The sequence below is a fragment of the Pseudomonadota bacterium genome (assembly GCA_034660915.1).
GTDB lineage: Bacteria > Desulfobacterota > Anaeroferrophillalia > Anaeroferrophillales > Anaeroferrophillaceae > DQWO01.
Genome location: JAYEKE010000021.1, coordinates 1 through 21,198 on the forward strand (window position 1 = coordinate 1; position 21,198 = coordinate 21,198).

Annotated in this window: 21 protein-coding genes and 1 tRNA gene; 10 read left to right on the forward strand and 12 right to left on the reverse strand. The window is 49.8% G+C overall.

Translation table 11 applies throughout. The features are described from left to right. Positions 1-125: 125 nt before the first annotated feature. Positions 126-1,061 carry a UbiA-like polyprenyltransferase gene (locus U9P07_01020; protein ID MEA2107988.1) on the reverse strand — a complete coding sequence of 312 codons (936 nt, stop codon included), beginning with the start codon at positions 1,059-1,061 and terminating at the stop codon, positions 126-128. Positions 1,062-1,194: 133 nt separating this feature from the next. Between U9P07_01020 and pdxA the strand changes: the two genes are divergently transcribed. Beyond that, entirely contained in the window at positions 1,195-2,226 is a 1,032-nt protein-coding gene (gene pdxA / locus U9P07_01025; protein ID MEA2107989.1) for a 4-hydroxythreonine-4-phosphate dehydrogenase PdxA, read from the forward strand. Between the two features lies 1 nt (position 2,227). Here pdxA and U9P07_01030 read toward each other — a convergent pair whose 3' ends face one another. From U9P07_01030 to U9P07_01040, 3 genes are all read right to left on the reverse strand, one after another. Then, complete coding sequence (locus U9P07_01030) at positions 2,228-3,529, reverse strand: TRAP transporter large permease (GenBank protein MEA2107990.1); 1,302 nt, start codon at positions 3,527-3,529, stop codon at positions 2,228-2,230. Positions 3,530-3,531: 2 nt separating this feature from the next. Then, a complete protein-coding gene (locus U9P07_01035; GenBank protein MEA2107991.1) occupies positions 3,532-3,969 on the reverse strand; it encodes a TRAP transporter small permease in 438 nt (145 codons plus the stop codon). 410 nt (positions 3,970-4,379) lie between these two features. Next, entirely contained in the window at positions 4,380-5,405 is a 1,026-nt protein-coding gene (locus tag U9P07_01040; protein MEA2107992.1) for a TRAP transporter substrate-binding protein, read from the reverse strand. 384 nt (positions 5,406-5,789) lie between these two features. Between U9P07_01040 and U9P07_01045 the strand changes: the two genes are divergently transcribed. The 9 genes from U9P07_01045 (at position 5,790) to U9P07_01085 (ending at position 13,965) form a co-directional block, all read left to right on the forward strand. Then, complete coding sequence (locus tag U9P07_01045; GenBank protein ID MEA2107993.1) at positions 5,790-6,605, forward strand: IclR family transcriptional regulator; 816 nt, start codon at positions 5,790-5,792, stop codon at positions 6,603-6,605. Beyond that, positions 6,580-7,788, forward strand: a complete 1,209-nt coding sequence (gene hemW, locus U9P07_01050) for a radical SAM family heme chaperone HemW (GenBank protein MEA2107994.1) — start codon at positions 6,580-6,582, stop codon at positions 7,786-7,788. The genes U9P07_01045 and hemW overlap by 26 nt, the downstream gene beginning before the upstream one ends. Before the next feature lie 100 nt (positions 7,789-7,888). Further along, the gene (gene cobO / locus U9P07_01055) at positions 7,889-8,425 is read left to right on the forward strand and encodes a cob(I)yrinic acid a,c-diamide adenosyltransferase (protein MEA2107995.1); all 537 of its coding nucleotides are present in this window, start codon (positions 7,889-7,891) and stop codon (positions 8,423-8,425) included. Beyond that, positions 8,425-9,144: a hypothetical protein gene (locus U9P07_01060; protein MEA2107996.1), complete on the forward strand. Its 720-nt coding sequence runs from the start codon at positions 8,425-8,427 to the stop codon at positions 9,142-9,144. The genes cobO and U9P07_01060 overlap by 1 nt, the downstream gene beginning before the upstream one ends. A gap of 16 nt (positions 9,145-9,160) precedes the next feature. Next, positions 9,161-10,069: a cobalamin-binding protein gene (locus U9P07_01065; protein MEA2107997.1), complete on the forward strand. Its 909-nt coding sequence runs from the start codon at positions 9,161-9,163 to the stop codon at positions 10,067-10,069. Between the two features lie 32 nt (positions 10,070-10,101). Then, positions 10,102-10,278: a hypothetical protein gene (locus tag U9P07_01070; GenBank protein MEA2107998.1), complete on the forward strand. Its 177-nt coding sequence runs from the start codon at positions 10,102-10,104 to the stop codon at positions 10,276-10,278. Positions 10,279-10,433: 155 nt separating this feature from the next. Further along, positions 10,434-11,993, forward strand: coding sequence for a cobyric acid synthase (locus U9P07_01075; protein ID MEA2107999.1), 1,560 nt, complete (start codon positions 10,434-10,436; stop codon positions 11,991-11,993). Then, positions 11,994-13,040 (forward strand): iron chelate uptake ABC transporter family permease subunit, encoded by a 1,047-nt coding sequence (locus U9P07_01080; GenBank protein ID MEA2108000.1) that lies wholly within the window; start codon positions 11,994-11,996, stop codon positions 13,038-13,040. Between the two features lie 91 nt (positions 13,041-13,131). Further along, the gene (locus tag U9P07_01085) at positions 13,132-13,965 is read left to right on the forward strand and encodes an ABC transporter ATP-binding protein (protein MEA2108001.1); all 834 of its coding nucleotides are present in this window, start codon (positions 13,132-13,134) and stop codon (positions 13,963-13,965) included. 33 nt (positions 13,966-13,998) lie between these two features. Here the strand turns inward: U9P07_01085 and U9P07_01090 are convergent, their stop codons facing one another. The 8 genes from U9P07_01090 to cobM form a co-directional block, all read right to left on the reverse strand. Beyond that, positions 13,999-14,190, reverse strand: a complete 192-nt coding sequence (locus U9P07_01090; protein MEA2108002.1) for a hypothetical protein — start codon at positions 14,188-14,190, stop codon at positions 13,999-14,001. A gap of 53 nt (positions 14,191-14,243) precedes the next feature. Next, positions 14,244-15,671 (reverse strand): YihY/virulence factor BrkB family protein, encoded by a 1,428-nt coding sequence (locus U9P07_01095; GenBank protein MEA2108003.1) that lies wholly within the window; start codon positions 15,669-15,671, stop codon positions 14,244-14,246. 62 nt (positions 15,672-15,733) lie between these two features. Continuing rightward, a complete protein-coding gene (locus tag U9P07_01100) occupies positions 15,734-16,981 on the reverse strand; it encodes a geranylgeranyl reductase family protein (GenBank protein MEA2108004.1) in 1,248 nt (415 codons plus the stop codon). A 58-nt stretch (positions 16,982-17,039) separates the two neighbouring features. Continuing rightward, positions 17,040-17,128 (reverse strand) — tRNA-Ser (locus U9P07_01105). 103 nt (positions 17,129-17,231) lie between these two features. After that, positions 17,232-18,626: a cobyrinate a,c-diamide synthase gene (locus tag U9P07_01110; protein MEA2108005.1), complete on the reverse strand. Its 1,395-nt coding sequence runs from the start codon at positions 18,624-18,626 to the stop codon at positions 17,232-17,234. Continuing rightward, positions 18,583-19,356 carry a precorrin-3B C(17)-methyltransferase gene (cobJ, locus tag U9P07_01115; GenBank protein MEA2108006.1) on the reverse strand — a complete coding sequence of 258 codons (774 nt, stop codon included), beginning with the start codon at positions 19,354-19,356 and terminating at the stop codon, positions 18,583-18,585. Before cobJ ends, U9P07_01110 begins: the two co-directional genes overlap by 44 nt. After that, positions 19,349-19,750, reverse strand: a complete 402-nt coding sequence (locus U9P07_01120; protein MEA2108007.1) for a cobalamin biosynthesis protein — start codon at positions 19,748-19,750, stop codon at positions 19,349-19,351. Before U9P07_01120 ends, cobJ begins: the two co-directional genes overlap by 8 nt. After that, the coding region (gene cobM, locus U9P07_01125; GenBank protein ID MEA2108008.1) for a precorrin-4 C(11)-methyltransferase at positions 19,747-21,198 on the reverse strand (1,452 nt) is incomplete at its 5' end. The genes U9P07_01120 and cobM, both read right to left, overlap by 4 nt.

Consider the following 21,198-nt stretch of genomic DNA (forward strand, 5'->3'; position numbering starts at 1 on the left):
GCCTGTCTGCGTGCGGCACGCACAGGCAGGCCATGGACGGCCGGCGAGAATGAGCGCGAGCCATGCCGGAACATCCCTGTAAATTTCTTCCAGTTGTTTTTAGAGCAACTCAGAAAGTTGAGATTTTAATGAAATAACAGTACGTCTAGGGTAGTTATCAGAAAAAGAGAAACACTGAGATAACCGTTAATGGTAAAAAATGCCGCATCAATCCTGGACAGATCGTCAGCGGAAATCAGCCCATGTTCATAATAAAGAAGAACGGCAGCAATGAAAAGTCCCGATAAGTATAACCAGCCCAGGAAAGGAGAAGCTAAAAAGACCAGGAAAAGCAGTCCCAGCATGATGAGATGCATTCGTTTTGCCAGTTTTAAAGTTGCCGGGATCCCGAGTTTAACCGGCAAAGAAAACAGGCCGGTTTTCCGGTCAAACTCGATATCCTGAAGAGCGTAGAGCAGGTCAAAACCGCTGACCCAGCACAAAACGGCTAAACCAAGGAAGACCGGAGGCCATGAGAGATTGCCGCTTACTGCCAGCCAGGCACCAATGGGGGACATACCGAGGCTGAAGCCTAAAATATAGTGGGTGTAGCTGGTAAACCGCTTGGCCAATGAGTAGAAGGATAGAATGATGATCACGTAGGGGCTGAGAATGAAACAGATATGATTGAGCCGGCTGGCGGCAAAAACAAATAATCCGTAGCTGATGAGGATCAACAGGAATACCTGCCACAGACTAATCTGACCCGCGGGTAAAGGGCGATCTTTTGTCCGGGGGTTTAAAGAATCAACCTTGTAATCCAGTAGTCGATTGCAGCCCATGGCTCCGGTGCGGGCGCCGACCATGGCAATCAGAATCCAGAATAGCTGTCCTGCGGTTGGTATTCCCCCTGCGGCCAGCAATGCTCCCATGAAGGCAAAAGGCAGGGCAAAAATGGTGTGGGAAAACTTGACCAGTTCCAGGTATACTTTTACCTGATTGAAGAGCTGCCGTAAAAAACCTTCAGCATGGAATTTTTTCAGGATGTTTTTGATTGTTGTCGTCAAATCACTGGTTGACAATTATGTTCTCCGTAATACAATATAGACATACGGTTTAAGGTATATGGTATAAGGTTAAAGGTTCCTTGTACCGTACACCTTGTACCGTATTGATTATGTATCCCAAGAATAACTTTGTCGCAAGGAAAATTAGATGAATAAAATAGTATCCGGGAAAACTTTGGCTTTAACCATGGGTGATCCAGCGGGTATCGGTCCGGAAATAATAGTCAAAAGTATTTTGAAGCTGGATCCTGAAGAGCGACTGGATTTACTGGTGATCGGCGACCAGAAAAGGCTCAATATGACCGCTGAAGGTATGGCTTGTGGGGATGAAATAATTTTTATTGCCAGTCGGGAGGCGGGATCAGGGAGGTCAGTGATGAAGGGGAAAATCGCTGTGCCGGTTATCAATCCATTGTCCGTACCTTTGCCAGATCTGCCTTGTGGCGATAATTACCCCGAGTATGGGAAAGCCTCATTTGCTTATTTGAAGCGGGCCATCGAACTTGCAATGGCTGGACAGATTGCCGGTATTGTTACTGCGCCACTGGCCAAGCACTCATTGCATCTTGCCGGGCTGGAGTATCCCGGCCATACGGAGATATTGCAGGAATTTTCCGGCAGTCCGGAGGTGGCGATGATGTTTTGGGGAAAACAGCTGAAAGTTTTGCTGGCGACCACCCATATTCCCCTGGTTCAGGTGGCTGCATCCCTGACCAAGGAACTGCTGGAACGAAAAATAAAATTGCTGGTTGAATTTTTGTGTCAGACAGGTTCCACCACCGTCAAGCCGGTTGCGGTGGCGGCACTGAATCCCCACGCGGGAGAAGACGGTGCTTTTGGTGATGAGGAAAACCGCGTTATCAGGCCGGCACTGCAATCATGTTCCCGCCTGGGCCTGCCGGTGATCGGTCCTATTCCCGCTGATGTCCTGTTTTATCAGGCCGTGCAGGGGCGTTATGACGCGGTAGTTGCTTTATATCATGATCAAGGTCTTATCCCCTTTAAAATGCTTCATTTTGCCGATGGGGTGAATGTTACCATTGGGCTGCCTTTTGTCAGGACTTCCGTGGACCATGGCACCGCGTTTGATATTGCCGGGAAGAATATTGCCGACTGCTCCAGTATGATAGAGGCAATCAGACTGGCATCTTATTTGATCTCCCCAGCAGACAGCCTTTAGTTTAATTCATCAGTCCGGGCAGAAAGAGCGAAATTTGTGGAATGGCAATTAAAAGAATGGTGCCGATAACTAAAGCGATAAGAAAAGGGATAACCCCTCTGAAGATGGTGGCTAGCGGGATTTCGGGAGCAACTCCCTTGACGACATAGACATTGATACCGACCGGAGGCGAAATGACCCCCATCTGGGTGACTAGAACAATGATGACCCCAAACCAGATCGGGTCGTAATTGAGGGCCAGGATGACCGGGTAAAAAATGGGGACGGTCAAAAGGATCAGAGCCAAAGCATCGATGAAGCAGCCACCGATCAGATAGACCGCGATTATGACCATCATGATGAAAAAACGGGGCAATGGCAGACCTACGACCCAGCCTGCCAGGTCGTAGGGGATTCGAGTTACGGCCAGGAAATGGCCAAAAATGACGGCCCCGGTAACGATGATCATGACCATGCAGGCGGTGCGGGTGGTTTCAAAAAGCGAGATTTTCAACTTTTCAAAGGTCAAGTTGCGGCCCATAAGCGCGATGCCGATACTGCATAAGGCACCGATTGCCCCCGCCTCGGTAGGGGTGAAAAAGCCGACAAAGAGGCCGCCCATAACCAGACCGAAGATAAGCAGTGTTTCACCGGTTCCTTTGAGGGATTGTAATCTGTTCCGCCAGCTTGTTGCTGGTCCGGGAGGACCAAGCTCAGGATTGCGGCGACAGGATAAGGTGATTGCCAGGCAGAAGAGGCCGGCGATCAACAGCCCCGGAAGGATGCCGGCCATAAAAAGCTTGCCGATTGATTGTTCGGTCATAATACCATAGACTATAAATACTACACTTGGCGGGATCAACATGCCAAGACTGCCGCCGGAAGCGACGGCGCCGGCGGCCAGTTCCATGGAATAGTTATAGCGTTTCATCTCCGGCAGGGCGACTGTGCCCATGGTTGCGGCCGTTGCCGGAGATGAGCCGCAGATGGCGCCAAAGGCGGTGCAGGCCCCAACTGTTGCCATCGCCAGTCCGCCGTGTCGGTGGCCGATAAAAGCGTAGGCGGTATCGTAGAGACGCCGGCTGATGCCGGCATGGAAGGAAACCTGACCCATAAAAATAAAGAGTGGTATAACCGTCAGACTGTAAGAACTGAAAGTAGAATAAACATCCCGGGCCAACAGGGAGAGAGCCGCGTCAAGGTTGACCAGCTGCATGAAACCGGTAAAGCCGACTATTGCCATGGCAAAGCCGACCGGAATCCGGGCAAAAAGGAGCAGGATCAAAGCGGCAATGCCAATCAGGCCAATGGTGCAGGGGCTCATGTTCAGGTTGCCTTCTGCCAGGGGGTTGCAAGCTCAAGAAAAAGTACTACACAAACCAACAGCGCGGCGGCTGAGATGACGTAGACTACGGGGTAAAAAGGCATTTGCAGGCTTAAGGTAACCTCTCCGGTAGACCTGAGTATGTCGGCATAGAGGAAAGATTGCCAGGCGATTAACGCAAAGAGAAAAATGCTCAACAGGGTAGTGATAATGGTACAGATCTTCCGGGCTGAGGGCGGCAATTTTTCGACCAAAAATTCTACCGCTACATGACCCTTGTTCAAAGTGGTGGCCGGGATTGCCAGAGCGATAGTCAAAGCCCCGAAAAGTCCGACGAGTTCATAAGTGCCGAGAATAGGATGTTTGAAGAGCCGTAATACAACATCAGCACAAGTCAGCAGCATCATTGCCATGACGCAGATGGCTGAGAAGTAATTCATCAGGTCTGCTAATTGTCGGGTAATCTTGTGCACTTTCTCAGTGCTCCCCTCTACATGGCAATTCAATCAGGGGGGTGCCGGAGTTGTTGTTCCGGCAGCCCCTTCCTGCTGATATATGATTTTTATTGACTCAACTTTTTGAGTTGCCCTAAAAACAGCTGCAAGAAATCTCCGGGGATGTTCCGGCATGGCTCTCGCTCATTCTCGCCGGCCGTCCATGGCCTGCCTGTGCGTGCCGCACGCAGACAGGCCGGCTTCCGAGGCGTCCGCCGCGAATCACCTCGTGTGATTCGTTCGGCGGCCAATACCGCCTGCCTGTCGGCAGACAGGCTATGAGCCAAGCCCGAACATCCTGCTAATATGTTCCTGGCAATGCAAGTCAGAAAGTTGATTTATCAATCGGCAAGCAATTATTTTAGCATTTCTTGAATTTTGGTTAATACCTTGTCTCCCGGCAAACCTTTACTGGTTGTTTTTTTAACATAGTCATCCAGTATAGGTTTGACTTGAGCTTTCCATTTGGCGCTTTCAGCCGCGGATAAAGAATATATTTTATTTCCTTTTTTCAGAGTGAAGGCGCGACCGGCGGCATCGGCATCATCCCAGGCCTGGCCTTGAACCGCAATCCATTCAGCACTGACATCTTCAAAAATCTTTTTCAGGTTGTCAGGTAGGGCTTGCCATTTTCCCTTGTTCATAACCACGAACATGGAGGTTGTATAGCCGATATCCGGAATGTCGGTGCTGTATTTGATTACCTCGCCTTGTTTCCAGCCTTTGAGAACCTCGATTGGTCCGATGGTTCCGTCAACTGTGCCTTTCTGCAGCGCTTCATAGGTGTCACCCTGGGGCATGGCGACCGGCAGGGCGCCGAGAGTTTTGACTATTTTGGCGCTGAGTCCGGTAGAGCGGATCTTCATTCCTTTAAGGTCGGCCAACTGTTGAACGGCTTTCTTTTTGGTGTGCAGAACGCCGGGGCCATGGGCATGAACATAAAGAACTTTGGTGTCTTGCACCTCTTTAGGGTTGAATTCTTTGGTGATTGCCGTAGCAACTTTGGTGGCGGTTTTACCGTCGGGATATCCTACCGGCAGATCAAGACCTTCAAGCAGGGGGAACCTTCCCCGGGTATAAGCAAAACAGGACATGCCGATATCAGAGATACCGTTAACGACGCCATCGTAGACCTGCGGAGCTTTGGTTAAAGTCCCGCCGGGATAGACCGTAATCTCAACCTGGCCGTTACTTCTCTTTTCGATTTCTTTGGCCCAGGCCTCTCCGGCTTTGCATTGGGCATGGGTGGGGGGAAAGAAGATACTATAGGAGAGGCGGATCTTTTTTTCTTTGGCGATGCTGCTGCCGGGAATGATGAAGACGATAGCAGCGGCCATCAGCAGTAGAAGACAGTGAAGACGGAAGTTTCTTTTTCTGTTCATAATAATCCTCCTGTAAAAAAGTTAGTTAGATTGTAAGTATATAATCGATTTTAATGCAACAACTATAGTATTTTATTTCACAAAATGCAAGTATAAATTTTTTCTGAACTTTCAATCTTATATTTTGTGCTTTCAGTCTGCCATCTTCCGACCAAAACGCCGGCAAGCGAGCGTCAAAAGTGCCGAAATCAAACCTGGTTAAAAGAATCAAATAAGCTTTCCCGACAGCAATGTTAAATATAAAAAGAATGCTTGCTTAAATTGTTATTATTTTCTTGACAATTTAGTAACAGTATTTTATCTTCGAAATGTTTTTTGTATGGTTGTTTTATTTTTCATGTAATAACGGTTTTTATCCGGAGGCTTGTGTCCGAGGGGGGAATCATGATTAAGCGGGAAAAATCGAATTATACCATTCAGGCGGTAGCCCATGCCTTGGCATTGCTGGAGGAATTCAGTGGCGATACTGATGAGCTGGGAGTAACTGAGCTCAGCAAGCGTTTAAAATTGCACAAGAATAATGTTTTTCGGCTGCTGGCAACTCTGGAAGAGCGGGGATATATTGAGCAGAATCGGGTGACGGAAAATTATCGCCTCGGCATTAAAAGTCTGGAGCTTGGCCAGACATTTATAAAACAGATGGGGGTTTTGCGTCAGGCTCGTCCAATCATGGAACGGTTAAGTCGGGAGTTGCGTGAAAATGCCTATGTGGGGGTAATTTGCAATCGAAATGTTGTCTATCTGGATGTGGTTGAATCCGATCAGTCGGTGCGGGTTGTCTCCCGCGTTGGATCACAGCTGCCGGTTTGGTGCTCAGCTATCGGTAAGGGTCAGATTGCTGATATTAGTCAGGGTGAGCTGGATAAAATTCTGCCACTGGCGCGGGATTGGCAAGAATGTACGAAAAATTCTATTAAAAATAAGGAAGAGTTGCTGAAAGAGCTTGAAACGGTACGTGAATTGGGATATGCGGTTGATAATGAGGAATACGACCTGGATGTAAAGTGTGTTGGTGCCCCAATCCGTGATTATACCAAAAGGGTGGTGGCCGGTATCAGCGTTTCAGGTCCATCCTTCCGTTTGTCAGCGGAGCGGGTTGCCGATGAAGTCGGTCCGGCGGTAAAAAAAGCGGCGGCTGATATATCCCGGCGTCTTGGTTATGAAGTGGCATTGAATGTTTCCGGAGAATCACTGGAGTAATTTTTCGGCTTCCGGGTTTTCCCTTTATCTGCATATTCCCTTCTGTCTTTCCAGGTGCCGCTATTGTGCCTTCTATTCCACTGTTACCGCTCCAGTTCCTGAAGACCTCTATCTTGGGGCCTTATTAAACCAGTTCAATGCCAGGGTTACCGATTGGCACGGGCGTCAGCTTAAAACTATTTATATGGGAGGTGGCACACCATCTCTCTTGTCGCCATCATTCTACGCAAAATTTCTTAATCGTTTGTCTTCACATTTTCATTTCCTGCCGGACATTGAAATCAGCATTGAGGCCAATCCAGCGACCCTGAGCGAAGAAAAAATCAGGGGGTATCAATCACTGGGCATAAACCGGTTCAGCCTGGGTGTTCAGACCTTTGCCGATTGGGGCTTGAAATTACTGGGACGTCATCATTCCAGTGTTGATATAGTGGATACAGTTAAAATGATGAATCGTTGCGGGGTGAAAAATCTCAGCATTGATTTGATTTATGCCTATCCCGGGCAAACCCTTGCCGGGCTTCGCAGCGATCTGGAATCGGCTATTCGCCTGGGACCGGCACATATCTCCGCTTATTGTCTGGCCATCGAATTGGGTACGCCGCTGGCGAAAGCGGTGAAAAATAAAGTGTTACCACGGCCATCGGAAGATGTTCAGTCCCGGTTTATGGAGGAAACAGCCAATTTTCTTGAGGATTTTGGATACTGTCAGTATGAAACAGCCAATTTTTCCCGGCCCGGTTTCCAGTCTCGGCACAATCTGGCTTACTGGGAATTGCAGGATTACTGGGGTCTGGGCGCTGGTGCCTGGTCCTCAAGAAGGTTGGAGAAAAATAAATTATGTTGGGCCACCAGATATATGGATGAGCCTGAGGTGGGAGGCTATTTACATCGTTTTGGCGACCAGGTTGAAAACCCAGGCCAGGTTGTTCCGGCTGAGATTGATACCATATCCTACGAAACCTCTTTTGTCGAACGAATGATTATGGGGTTAAGACTTGTTGCCGGGGTTGATCTGACCGCTGTGACCGCTGAATATGATTGTAATTTGGTCAATCGTGTTTTAGCCCGGCTGGAGGTGGCAATGGGTGAAGGATTAGTGGAGCGGTTAAATGGCCAGCTGCGATTGACCGCTCGAGGTCGTCTGCTGGCGGATGAAGTGGCATTGGAGATACTTGATTGAGCACTTGTGATTACCAGAGTTACCCCAATTTAAGTTGACAAAATTATTGAGGACGGTTTAAAGTTCGGCTGGATTTTATTATGGAAAGGATTAATAGCTGATGGATAAAAATAAAAGACAGGGACTGATCATTGTCCATACCGGTCACGGCAAGGGAAAAACAACCGCAGCTCTGGGGACTGCTTTTCGGGCTGCCGGCCAGGGTTTTAAAATCATTATCATTCAATTTATCAAGGGTTCATGGAAATATGGTGAACTGGAAGCAGCAAAAAAATTTGCTAATTTGACTATTACCCCGATGGGTAAGGGTTTTCTTAAATTGGGGGCGGCTGAACCAGAAGCTGCCGACTGTGAGTTGGCGGAAAATACCTGGAAAGCTTGTGAACAGGCGATTTTATCCGGTGACTATGATCTGGTTATCTGTGATGAAGTGAATTATGCCCTTTCCTATAAATTGTTGCCTGTTCAGCGGGTGGTTGAAACCCTCAACAATAAACCGTCCCATGTTCATGTTATCTTGACCGGTCGTGATGCCCTGCCGGAAATTATTGAGCTGGCGGATCTGGTAACCGAAATGAAAGAGATTAAACATCCCTATAAAATGGGAATTTCAGCCCAGCGCGGCATTGAATTCTGATGGGAACCCTGGCCGAATTCCTTGCTTATGTCCAGATTAAGGAACCTTTTCTGGGAAAAGCCCTTGATTATCTGCTGGCGGCATCGCTTGAGAAACAGCAGGTGACCATAGTGTTGCCCAAAGATTCCATCCCTCTGGCCATGGTTGTGGATCGCCAGCAATTGCTGCAGCAGTTGGCTGACCATTTCTGGTTGGAATCGCGGCTGGTGAATATCCATGCCCGTGAAGTGTCAGGTGAACTGCGCTTATTTCCCCTTGAAGCTTCTAAATATTGGAATGACCTGGTTTTTTTTCTACCCCTGGGAGAAAGTTGTGACAAAATAGCTGGCAGTCAACTGCTGGCGGCCGGTATTATTGCCAAACCGGACTATGAAAAGTTCAAAAAATCAATGCAGAACGCAGGTGGTGGAAACGGGCTGAAGGAAGCTTTTGCTGCTGCTGAAGGTGAGATTTATTCCGGGATTTCACTGGAAAAACTGGTTGCCACCGCCGGTCAGCGGGTCCAGAAAAAACGGGGTATCGCGCATTTTGTTACTTTATCCATGGCAGCTGAACTATTTTTAAGCCTTGACTATCATTTTTTACGGTTGAAGGAATTTGGTGTCCGCGGTTTGGGCCCATTATCCACCAGAAGTGTCCTGGGGCATCTGCATGCGGTATTCCCAGGTCAGTATTGTGCCGGCTTGAGCCTTGTTCATCAGCTGTCAGGACATCTTTAAGTATGGTTACTTGCAGATGAAAATACAAAAGTTAACCTGGCATCTTGTCCTGATGTTGATGCTATTTTTCTTTGACTCTTTGGGTTTGTTTCCGAACATCGGGCAGGCCGCTGAGTTTATTGATGAAGTTGGTAACCGGGTTGATATACCCTCGCATCCCCAGCGCGTTATCTCCCTGGTTCCCAGCCTGACGGAAGTTCTTTTTTCCCTGGGGCTGGATAAACAGGTTGTCGGGGTAACCGATTTTTCCACTTTCCCACCAGCCGCCCGGACAAAACCAAGAATCGGCAGCTTTTTTAACCTTAATCTGGAAAAAATTATTTCCCTGCGTCCGGATCTGGTAGTTGCCAGTATGGAGGGTAAACAGGAAAAAATTATAGTTTCACTAAAAAAGTTCCATATTCCCATCTATCGGGTCAATCCTCGAAGTTTGAATGATATTTACCGGAGTATCAGTAACCTGGGTGAGATAACGGGCACCCTGCCTCAAGCCCAGCAGGTTATTTTATCAATGAAAAAGCAGGTTGGGGTCGTGGAGAGGCGAGTTGCCCAGCGACCGAAGAAACGGGTTTTTTATCAGGTTGGAGTCGATCCCATCGTTACTGTTAATGGTGGAACTTTTGCCGCTGATTTGATTCGCCGTGCTGGTGGTATTCTCGTAACCGAGAAAAATCCCATCCTGTATCCCCGGTATTCCATCGAACGGGTTATTGCTGATAACCCCCAGGTAATTATCATTTCTTCCATGTCGCCCAAGACGAACTATCGCCGTTTTGCCGGAACCTGGAAAAAATGGCGTTCCATTGAAGCTGTTCGTCTGCACCAGGTCTATGTTATTGAAGCTGACCTGGTTGATCGGCCTTCCCCCAGAATCGTTCTTGGACTGGAAAAAATTGCCCGTTTGCTTCACCCTGAAGTCTGGTGATGGTGATGAAAACGAAACAGGATTTTTGAAAAATGATTAATGAAAAACTGGAAAATGAACGGCGGGGCATTACCGGCCGCCGCTATCTGACCTGTGAAAAATATGGTGATGTGTTTGAAGTCAGGGAAGGTTTGGCTTGTCACCACCCTAAAGAAACCTGTAAATACCGTTTGTCATGTCCCATTTACCAGATAGGGCAAAATGATTGACGAAGGGGCTAAAGGTTAAAGGCTAAAGGCCAAAGGTTAAAGGCCAAAGGTTAAAGGTTGCCGGGATCGGGGACATTGCTTTAGCGCGACCCTCGAAGAGGGCGAAGCAAAGCCTGAAAATCATTATTGGTTAGTGTCTGGTGGTTGGATAAATTATGATGGTTTTCAGCAAAACCAAGGCAAAATTATTGATGGTGCAGGGCACCGGTTCAAGTGTTGGAAAGAGCGTGCTGGTGGCTGGTTTATGCCGCTATTTTGCCCGTTTGGGGGTAGCTGTTGCCCCTTTTAAAGCCCAGAATATGGCCCTTAATTCTTTCATTACTCCCGAGGGTCATGAAATGGGTCGGGCTCAGGTGGTGCAGGCCGAAGCCTGCGGGTTGGTGCCTCATGTGCATATGAATCCGGTTTTGATCAAGCCCAACAGTGATGTCGGAGCCCAGGTGATTATCCACGGTGTTCCGGTGGGCAATATGTCAGCGGTTAAGTATCATCAGTATAAGGGAAATGCCTGGGAAGCGGTGTTGAGCAGCTTTTCATTTTTACAGGACAACTATGAATTAATTATTATTGAAGGGGCCGGCAGTCCGGCGGAGATTAACCTGCGTGAGCATGATATTGTCAATATGGGTTTGGCAACCCACATCGGGGCACCGGTTCTGCTGGTTGGAGATATTGATAAAGGTGGAGTTTTCGCCTCGCTGGTGGGTACCATGGAATTACTGTCTCCTGCCGAACGGGAATTGATCAAAGGTTTTGTGATCAATAAATTTCGCGGTGATTGTCGGCTGCTGGAACCAGGATTGGAGACCATCTCCCGCCGTTGCGATGTGCCTTTTGTCGGGGTGGTTCCTTATTTCCGTGATCTTTATCTGCCTGAGGAAGATGGAGTGGCGGTGGAAGGATATGGCAAGAGGGCCGAAGATGAAGTGGCCGTATCCCCGGTTGAAAAACTGCTGGTGGCCGTGATTAAACTGCCCCACATTTCAAATTTTACCGATTTTGATGCCCTGGTCCAAGAAGTGGATGTTCGGCTGGACTATCTGCAGCCCGAAGAAGATATTGCCGGTTATGATCTGGTTATTATCCCCGGCAGTAAAAATACCATTGATGATCTGCAGCGGCTGCTCCAGGCGGGTTTTGCTCATCGCATGACTGAATTTGCGGCTGCCGGCGGTGCGGTTGTTGGTATTTGTGGCGGCTATCAGATGCTTGGTCAATGTATTATCGATCCTTACCAGGTGGAGACCACCCAGGGACGGGTGGAGGGATTTGGGCTTTTGGCGGTGCAAACCGAGTTGGCCCGGGAAAAAGTGACTGTCCAGAGTCGTGGTGAATTGGTTGCTGGTGCCTGGCCGACCATGTTCCAGCTTCAGGTTTCCGGCTACGAAATTCATATGGGTCGTACCCGGTTGGAGTCCAGCGCCAAGTCGTTGTTGCTGGTGGCGGAAAACAGCACTCAGGCTGCTCATTATGATGGGGCCTTGAGTGCTGACGGGACCGTATGGGGGACCTATTTCCATGGAATTTTTGATAACGATGATTTTCGCCGCCAGTACCTGAACCGGTTGAAACAAAAACGTTTTGGGGCCCAAACAGCGTCCCTGCCGACAGGTTCATTCGCAGCGCAAAAGGAAAAGGGTTTGGACTTACTGGCTGATTTGCTGGCTGACACTCTTGATATGACGGCAATAAAAACCATCATTGAGAATTGCTGAATGTCTAAGACGGTTTGTTACTTTATTCTGTTATCTCTTTTTATTGTTCTGATTATCATGATCTCGGCGGCGCTTGGAGCTGCCCAGCTTTCTCTGGCGGCAGTACTGAAGGCGCTGGTTGGCGGATTGCCGGGGCTCAAAAGTCTGCTGCATGGTGAAACGGTGCCCCTGAGTCACCATTTGATAGTCTGGGACGTGCGGCTGCCCCGTATTCTGGTGGCCCTGCTGGTAGGTGCCTCCCTGGGGATGGCCGGGGCCGTATTCCAGGGATTGCTGCTTAATCCTCTGGCTGATCCTTTTACCATTGGGGTTTCCGCCGGGGCGGCATTCGGGGCCACGGTGGCAATTATTCTTCAGGGGGTGATTGTTGGCCTTCCCCTGTTGCATAGCTTTGGCATTATTCCTTTTTTTGCCTTTGCGGGTGCCCTGCTGTCTTTGTTTTTTGTCTATTTCATTGCCAAAAGTGAAGGTCGGCTTTTACCGGAAAGTCTGATACTCGCCGGGGTGATTGTTGCCTCATTCTTGTCAGCATTAATCAGTTTTTGTAAAAGTATTGCCGGTGACAACCTGTCGGCTATCGTTTTTTGGATTATGGGCAGCCTTTCTGGTCGGCTCTGGCAGCATGTTTATATTTTGTTACCCTATTTTATTGTCTGTTTTATTATCATGCAGGCTCATGCCCGGCATCTTAACATTATTGCCATGGGTGATACCACCGCCATGCAGCTGGGTGTGGATGTTCACCAGATACGTCGTCGTCTGTTGTTGTTTACCTCCCTGCTGACCGCAGTCGCTGTATCTATCAGCGGCGTGATTGGTTTTGTCGGCCTGGTGGTGCCCCATATCAACCGGCTGATCCTCGGTCCCAACCATCGGACCCTGATTCCGGCATCAGCTTTGCTGGGTGGGGGGATATTAATCCTTTCCGATACCCTGGCGCGGACAATTGCCGGGTCGACGGAAATTCCCGTGGGGGTGGTGACTGCATTGCTGGGAGCACCATTTTTCTGCTATATTTTCAAGAAAAAATTCAATGGCTCCCGTTAAGAAAACCAGGGACAGCCCCCGATGAAGCCGGGGACAGTCCCGGGTTTTCAATGGCTCCCGTTAAGAATTGTCTGAAAGTGATGATTTATTGATGAGAATCCAGGCTGAAAAAGAATCTCTTTTATCCAGACGATCCTATAATGAACTGCTGCGGGTCAATAATTTAAGCTGTGGCTATGGCAGTAAGACGGTGCTGGAGGATGTTTCCTTCAGTCTCTGGACCGGTTTTTTTTGTGGTTTGTTGGGCCCCAATGGTTCAGGTAAATCCACTTTGATTAATAATCTTTGCCGGGTATTTCAGCCTCAGGGTGGTGAACTCCTGCTGAAAGGTCGAAACCTGGAAGCCTTCAGCCGCCGTGAGCTGGCAACCCAGATCGCGGTAGTGCCCCAGGATACGCATATCTCATTCCCTTTTTTGGTCCGTGAAGTGGTAGCCATGGGGCGCAATCCTCATATTTCCGGTTTATTTGCCAAAGGTTACCTTGAAGACGATCCGGTGGTTTCCCGGATTATGGCGGAAACCGGTATAGAACATCTGCAGGATCGACTCATTACCCAGATCAGTGGTGGTGAACGGCAGCTGGTACTGCTGGCCCGGGCCTTGGTTCAGGAACCGAAACTTTTGTTGCTGGATGAGCCGACTTCCAATCTTGATATTCGCCATTCAGTTAAAATCCTGCGGTTGGTGGAAAAAAAGGTGAGGGATGAGGATCTGGCGGTGCTGGCTATTTTTCATGATCTGAATATAGCCAGTATTTTTAGTGATTATCTTTTTCTGCTCCAGGATGGTCAGATTGCCTTTCAGGGTGAAACCGTCGAAGTAATGCAAAAGCGAATCCTGGAAAAGGTGTTTGCCACCGACTTAAGTGTTTATACCCCGCCTTTGATTGGCCGTCCCCAGGTTTCAATCCCCATGGTTTCATGAAAATTCAGCGGTGCCCATTATTAAGGTAATTTCTCAACTTTCTGACTTGCATTGCCAGGGCATATTGCTGGATGTTCGGGCTTGGCTCATAGCGGTATTGACCGCCGAACGAATCACACGATGTGATTCGCGGCGGGCGCCTCGGAAGCCGGCCTGTCTACGTGCGGCACGCACAGGCAGGCCATGGACGGCCGGCGAGAATGAGCGAGAGCCATGCCGGAACATCTACGAAATTTTTTCAACTGTTCTTAGCTTAATTCAGAAAGTCGAGTAATTTTTTAATGTTCCTTTTCCATCATAACCTTGGCGATGGTAAAGCGGGAAGTGGATTCATGTACCGCCTGCATGACTTTTGCCGTCAGCTTGCCACCCGGGCTGTTTCCCGGCTGTTTTCCCCAGATGATGTCGATGATGGCGGAAGGCTTCATGGTTTCTGCCGGGCCGGCCGGCATCAGGTAGTCTTCATTGCCGTTAACCCGTCGCAATAGTCCGGCGTCCAGTAAATCAGCACTGATGTTCCGAACTGTTGGTTCCGGTTCATTCATTGTTTGAGCCACGTCCTCTAAATTGCTTTGTTTTTGCTGCTGAAAATCCTTGAAGATAAGTGTCAGTAAATCCAGACTGAGAGCAAGCCGTTTTACCGGGGTGATGATTGTTTGTTTTGGCTGATAATAACGATATACCTGAAGAGCGAAGGCTACTTCAGCTCCGGTCAGAAAAACAATCCAGCCTAGATGAATCCAGAGTAAAAAAAGTGGTACGGTGGCAAACGAACCATAAATGGCATTATACCTGGCGACGCCGAGCTGCAGGTGCAAAAAGATTTTCTGGATCAGCAGCAAACCAATGGTTCCCGCCAGACCGCCGGCCAGGGCCGGAAAAAACTTTACCTTGGTATTGGGTAGAAACTGGTAAAGCAAGGTGAAGGTGCCGGTAAGCACCAGGAAGGGAAACAGCTGTGAGCTCAAGATCAAGAGCCAGTTGGCCGGCAGCAAATATTTCAGTTTATCAGTCAGTACCGGGCTGTTCAGGGCGGCGGACATCCCCAGACCAGCATTGATGGCAATGGGAAAGAGAACCATCAGGGCCAGGTAATCCATAATCCGGCGGCCTAGAGGACGGCCGTATGGAGCCCTCCAGATGGCATTCATGGCTTCCTCGATACTGCCGATAACCATGATAACGGTAAAAAACAGGATGATAATTCCCGCGGCGCCCAGAGTGGCAAAGTTGGTGCGATCAACATAATCAAAAACCTGATCAACTGCGGCCCGTAAATGGCTGCTTAAATCCTTGTCGGCCGGTTTATCACCCTGACGGCTGTTGCTGGTCGAAGTGTCGGCAGGGGATGGGGGGGATGTTTTCTGATCTCCTGCCGTGTTTTTCTCCGGTTCAGCTGAAACCTGGGCTATCAATTTATAGGCGGTTCCCCGAAGCTGATCGCCGGCACCCAGGCCCTTGAGAACCGCGGTACTCAGTGCCAGCATGGGAACCAGGGATAAGACGATGGTGAAGGTAAGAGCGCTGGCTCTTAAAGTGACGGCGTCTTTTTTGAATTCCTGGATGATGATGGCGCAAATGCGCATGAAGTGAAAAAACCGCTGTTGCCACCATTTCCCCTCTGGTTCAGCCCAGATTCTGGCCAGGAATTCTTTTCGCTGTTTCCGGATATTGAGTGCTTTTGGATCCTTTGTTTTCATTTTCATGGTAATACGTCCTGTCTGCTCCGTCTGCGATTATAATGTTTCAGAAGTCAGAAGTCAGAAGTCTAAATATTGGTTTCCCGTCTTCTTACATCTGTCTTCTGACTCCTGGTTGATGAGTTGAGCTGATCAAAAATTGCTTTCTGACTGACCACTTGTCGTCGAGGAGCCGGAAGCCAGCATGGAAGGCCGGTAACAAGTTTTATCAAGCAGGTTGAATGGTTATTTATTCCCCGGATCAGGTCAGTGAACTGCTGGATTACCCACTCGTTTTTTACCAGCCAGTCAAACGTTGCCTGGGAGTTGAAATAAATTATATCGGCCAGGATGCGGGAAAAAAACAGTTCTTTGGTAATTACTTTGATTTTCTGGTTATAGCTTTTCTCCAACATGTTCGTGCCGCTAAGGGAATCCATAATGCTTTTCCCTGCCAGCCGGGCACTTCGCAGGGCGTAATAAATCCCTTCGCCGAAAATGCTTTCACACAGACCGGCGGCATCCCCGGTCAGCAGAACATTCCCCTGGCTGATTTTTGTTCCTATGGGTTTAACCGGCAGGGTTCCACCCCTGATTTCTTCAAGTCGGCAAGTTTGTAACAGCGGGTTTACAGCAGCAAATTCAGCCAGCAGGCGGCGTAGCGGTCGGTTTTTCGTCGTGGTGGCAATCTTGTAGAGGCCGATATTGAAATGCTCCCTTTTGGGGAATATCCAGCCATAACCTTTGTCAATAGCTCCGAAATCCAGCCATGTCCGGGAACCGAAACGTTCAAGTGTTCGCGGATCTTCAGGATAGGCTTTGGCCTGAATTGCATGGGCCAGGAAGGGTTTTTTGCCTGGAAAAAGCTGCTTGCGCACCGGACTGAATACACCATCGGCTCCCACCAGAATCCTGGCTGTCACCGGACCCTCAGAGGTTGAAACCGTGATGGTTGTGCCCTGGGGAGAAAAATGTCTGAACGTTGCCGGTGCCATCAGTGTCGCTCCGGCATTTACAGCCTGTTGGGCCAGGCAGTAATCAAAACCGGACCTGCTGACCGTGTAGCCGGCTCCGGGCATTTCCTGGTAAAAGACCCCCTTGTCCTTAAAACCCAGATAAGTTCCGGAAATTATCCGGGCATCGATTGCAGTCGGGGAGAGGCTGAGCTGCCTGAATGATTTTTGCGACAGACCGCCTCCACATACTTTGGGCCGGGGAAGAGGCGATTGCTCGATTATGATCACCGAAACCTGCTGACGGGCCAGCAGCGTGGCTAAATATCCGCCTGATGGTCCGGCACCAATAATACAGACATCGTAGATCTTCTGTTTTCCCATGGCCATAGCTGCCGCAAAAATAAAAAGGACTTCCGGGCATCCGGAAAGTCCTTTTTAATGGCGGAGAGAGTGGGATTCGAACCCACGGTGAGCGTAGCCCACAGCTGATTTCGAGTCAACCGCCTTCGACCTCTCGGCCATCTCTCCGATTTTAAATACTTTCATTGGCATACACTGCTTTATACCATAACTGTGGATGGTTGACAAATGCTATGACCAGATTGTCAAGCATAGCTGTTTGCTATGCATGTTAAATTTGTGCTGCCATCTTAAACCAGTATTTAACGGCCTTGGGATGGGAGAAAAAATGGAGATGGATATAGCTGGCGAAGACGTTTTTGTCATGGAAACCACTATCTCGGTGATTACCCCGGCGATCTTTATGTGAATAGAGTCTGGTATGGGAACTGGATATCTCCATCTCCGACCAGTGAAATTCGTGTCCCCGCAGGCTGGTGCCGGTCGGCCCGAAAAGAGTTTCGGCCAGCGTGGTCACCTCGCGATAGCCCAAAGTGCGAAGTCGAGGTTGCATTACCGAGTCTCCCGGTATGATTCCACACATGGGGAATTTATTCCCCTGATTGTCTGTAAGGTTTTCTCCCAGGAACATGAAGCCGCCGCATTCCGCGTAGACCAACCCGTCTTCTTTGCTGAAATCTCTAATTGCCAGGCGCATGTTTTCATTGGCAGCCAGCTCGTTGGCAAAGACTTCGGGAAAGCCGCCTCCGAGGAAAATGCTCGAGATATCACTCGGTAGTTTTTGGTCCGCAAGCGGAGAAAATTCAACGATTTCAAAACCGGCCTGACGCAGCAACTGGAGGTTGTCAGGATAGTAGAAATGGAAGGCCTGGTCGTGGGCCAGACCTAAACGAATCTTGGCCTTTGGCAGTGGTTTTTGCTTGGGTGCAGCCGGTTTCGACACTCGGGAAATTTCCAGCAGCCGGTCAATATCGATATGTTTTTCAGCGCCATCGGCCAGGCTTTCAAACCATTCATCCGCTTTTCGGTTTTCGAGGAAAGGAACCAGGCCGAGATGGCGTTCTTCCAGCCGCCATTCCGGTATTTTTGGTAAAGCGCCGAGCAGCGGTGGCAGTCTGGCGGCGGCCAAAGCCTCATGCAGTAGTTGAGCGTGTGAATCGCTGCCGACGTTGTTGGCGATAATGCCGGCAATACGGACGGCCAGATGAAATTCACAAAACCCTTTTACCAACGGCGCAATGGTGCCGGCCATGCCGCGGGCGTCCACCACCAGGACAACCGGCAGATTAAGCAAACGGGCGCAGTCGGCGCTGCTGCCTGCGAGAGAAGTTGGAGAAAAGCCGTCAAACAGTCCCATGACTCCTTCAACAATGGCAACGTCAGCCGGTTGACAGGCCCGGGCAAAGGATTTTTGCACTCCCGGGGAGGTCATCATCCAGGTGTCAAGGTTAATCGATTGTTTGCCGGCGGCTCGGGTGTGAAAGGTAGGATCAATATAGTCGGGACCGCATTTAAACGGCTGCAGACAGAGACCCCGGCGTTTTAAAGCCCGTAAGAGAGCCAGAGTGATAGTCGTCTTACCACTACCAGAATGGGTTGCCCCGATACAGAAAGCTGAAAAATCAGTTTTGCTTGAAGTATTTTTCAGCATACCCTCTCCGGTCATAAAAGATCCCCTTATTGATTACCGATGTTGAGTTGCCAATGACAATCAGGGAGTTCATGTCAACCATTTCCAGCGGCAGATCGCCAAGACGACCGAGCCATTTTTCTTCATCTTTCCGACTCGCGTGCTTGACCACGGCAGCCGGAATTTCAGCGCCTCGATGCTGACGGAAAATCTCTACTGCCCGGTTCAGCAACTCCCGCCGTTTTTTACCAGCGGGATTATAAAGGGCACAAGCCATATCTGATCTTGATATTGCCTCAAGATTGCGGATAATTGTTGCCGTCGGAGTGAGCAGATCGGAAAGGCTGATAATGGCACAACCGTTGGTTAATGGGGAGCCGAGCCGGGCCGCGGCGGCATTGACCGCGGTCAGGCCGGGAACCACCTCGATGGCAATATCGACAAAGCGCTTTTCCAGATCCCTGAGTTCATAGATTAGACCGCCCATGGCGAAAATACCGGGATCACCGGAACAGACAACACAGACATCCTGGCCTTGCAAAGCTTCTTCAAGGGCCAGGCGGCAGCGTTCCACTTCACCGCCCATGCCGTTTTTAATAACTTTTTTATCTGCCAACAGATCATTGATCTGGGCGACATATTTTGTGTAGCCGGCAATGACCGGGCAGCGTTCAATAGCCGCCAGAGCGGCCGGGGTAACAAGATCGCGTCGGCCCGGCCCCAGGCCGATGACGTAGACTGTTCCTGTCATATTTATATTATCCATTTAGATTACTTTCCTGGTTTTCCAGTTTGCAGGTTGCCAGGGCAAAGGTAATAGTGATGAACTTCTGTTTTGGTACGATCAGCTGACCTTTGCCGGCCAGCAACGAAGCGGCTTCGGCCACCGAAGGGCTGCCGATTTTTTCCCGTACTCGGGCCGAAGGATTGGGGATTGGCACCTGACAAAGTGCGGTTGGCGGAAAAAATTTAATGTTAACCCCAAGCCGGCAGGCCAGTTTTAGAAGTCCGGGCTCGTTATTTTTCACATCGCAGCTGGCCAGCATGAACAATTCCTGTCGTTCAACGCCATGCCTGTGCAAAAATTCATCCAGAGCCTTTTCCAGCTCTTCGATACTGACATGACGCTTGCAACCGACTCCCAGGACCAGCTTTCTCATGCTGACTCCGAATGTAGGATCAACAGATCGGTGGTTGCCGGCGGCTGCCAGCCGGCCGGAGGATCGAGAACAACCGCCAGCCCGGCCTTGATCTCGGCAACTGTGGAAACCTTTATCAGTTTGCTTTTGTTCAGGTAGTGGCGCTGAAAAATTTCTTCCGGCAAAAAAATGTCGATCATTTCATTGTCGAGCAGCGCGGCATTGAAGATTTTAATGTTTTTGGGATTTTCAATCCGCCAGCCCTGTCGGGCTGCCAATTCATCAAAAGCGACCAGACCGTGGGTATCGGTGGCGGTCGTAATAATCGCCTGCCCCCCGGTAATGGCGGCAACCTTGCGGGCCAGACGATTGGCTCCGGCAATATGACCACCCACCAGGCTGATAACCTGGGCTCCGTTTTCATCACAGACCACCACCGCCGGATCGCTGGTTTTATGTTTGAGCAGCGGCGCGATTTTACGGACCGCGATCCCCGCGGCGGCGATAAAAAGATGGCCGGCAAACAGGTTCCAGTTTTTCTCCAGCAGCTGTCCCAGTTGACTCGGGGCAAATGATTGGGTTGTATCCCCGGGCTTTAGAATACGTTTAGGAATAAAGATTGTCGCCGAATTCAAGCCCGTGGCAATTTCTAAAGATTTGGCGTAGCCCTCTTCTGACATGGCGTAGAGAGCGATATCACCAGCAAAAAACTCATCCTCCCGCTGATTCCGATAGCCATGGGAAAAATGTTTGTCATAGAGAAGTGAAAGATTGCCGGAACGCTCCAGGACCCGGCCGACCAACACCAGGGCCTGGCGATTGATACCGGCCGCCGTGGTTTTTTCAGCCAGATCAGCCACCGTTCCCCGGATAATCTTCTGGTTTGGCCAGCTGGCCCGGTAGACGACGGCAGCTGGGGTTTCGGCTGCCACTCCCGCTTCAAGCAGTTCCGTGGTCAGGGTTTCCGGGTTGCCGGCACTCAGGAAAAAGGCCATGGTCGCCCCGGTGGCGGCAAAATTGGCCACCGTTTCCCGTTCCGGCATCGGCGTCTTGCCCGTCATCCTGGTCAGGATGAGGCTTTGGCTGATACCCGGCATCGTCAGTTCACATTTCAGTTCAGCGGCGGCGGCAAAGATACTGCTGACTCCGGGAATTACTTCAAAATCAATTCCCAACTCATCAAGCCGGTTCATCTGTTCGGAAATGGCGCCGTACATGGAGGGATCACCGGTATGGAGACGCACGACACTTTGTTTCCGGGCAAACGCTTCCCTGATTAATTCAATAACTTGATCAAGATTCAGTTTGGCACTGTCAACCAGGCGACAAGCCGCCGGACAGTGTTCCAACACTTTGGGGTTGACCAGGGAACCGGCGTAAATTACCAGATCGGCGCGCTCCAGAGCCTTGGCGCAGCGCAGGGTCAGAAGATCGGGTGCTCCGGCTCCGGCCCCGGCAAAGATAACTTT

Bases quoted from the DNA above. Each gene is read 5' to 3' on its own strand.
- pdxA (MEA2107989.1), top strand. From the start codon at position 1,195: ATGAATAAAATAGTATCCGGGAAAACTTTGGCTTTAACCATGGGTGAT.
- U9P07_01030 (MEA2107990.1), bottom strand. From the start codon at position 3,529: ATGAGCCCCTGCACCATTGGCCTGATTGGCATTGCCGCTTTGATCCTG.
- U9P07_01035 (MEA2107991.1), bottom strand. From the start codon at position 3,969: ATGAATTACTTCTCAGCCATCTGCGTCATGGCAATGATGCTGCTGACT.
- U9P07_01040 (MEA2107992.1), bottom strand. From the start codon at position 5,405: ATGAACAGAAAAAGAAACTTCCGTCTTCACTGTCTTCTACTGCTGATG.
- U9P07_01045 (MEA2107993.1), top strand. From the start codon at position 5,790: ATGATTAAGCGGGAAAAATCGAATTATACCATTCAGGCGGTAGCCCAT.
- hemW (MEA2107994.1), top strand. From the start codon at position 6,580: ATGTTTCCGGAGAATCACTGGAGTAATTTTTCGGCTTCCGGGTTTTCC.
- cobO (MEA2107995.1), top strand. From the start codon at position 7,889: ATGGATAAAAATAAAAGACAGGGACTGATCATTGTCCATACCGGTCAC.
- U9P07_01060 (MEA2107996.1), top strand. From the start codon at position 8,425: ATGGGAACCCTGGCCGAATTCCTTGCTTATGTCCAGATTAAGGAACCT.
- U9P07_01065 (MEA2107997.1), top strand. From the start codon at position 9,161: ATGAAAATACAAAAGTTAACCTGGCATCTTGTCCTGATGTTGATGCTA.
- U9P07_01070 (MEA2107998.1), top strand. From the start codon at position 10,102: ATGATTAATGAAAAACTGGAAAATGAACGGCGGGGCATTACCGGCCGC.
- U9P07_01075 (MEA2107999.1), top strand. From the start codon at position 10,434: ATGATGGTTTTCAGCAAAACCAAGGCAAAATTATTGATGGTGCAGGGC.
- U9P07_01080 (MEA2108000.1), top strand. From the start codon at position 11,994: ATGTCTAAGACGGTTTGTTACTTTATTCTGTTATCTCTTTTTATTGTT.
- U9P07_01085 (MEA2108001.1), top strand. From the start codon at position 13,132: ATGAGAATCCAGGCTGAAAAAGAATCTCTTTTATCCAGACGATCCTAT.
- U9P07_01090 (MEA2108002.1), bottom strand. From the start codon at position 14,190: ATGTTCCGGCATGGCTCTCGCTCATTCTCGCCGGCCGTCCATGGCCTG.
- U9P07_01095 (MEA2108003.1), bottom strand. From the start codon at position 15,671: ATGAAAATGAAAACAAAGGATCCAAAAGCACTCAATATCCGGAAACAG.
- U9P07_01100 (MEA2108004.1), bottom strand. From the start codon at position 16,981: ATGGGAAAACAGAAGATCTACGATGTCTGTATTATTGGTGCCGGACCA.
- U9P07_01110 (MEA2108005.1), bottom strand. From the start codon at position 18,626: ATGACCGGAGAGGGTATGCTGAAAAATACTTCAAGCAAAACTGATTTT.
- cobJ (MEA2108006.1), bottom strand. From the start codon at position 19,356: ATGGATAATATAAATATGACAGGAACAGTCTACGTCATCGGCCTGGGG.
- U9P07_01120 (MEA2108007.1), bottom strand. From the start codon at position 19,750: ATGAGAAAGCTGGTCCTGGGAGTCGGTTGCAAGCGTCATGTCAGTATC.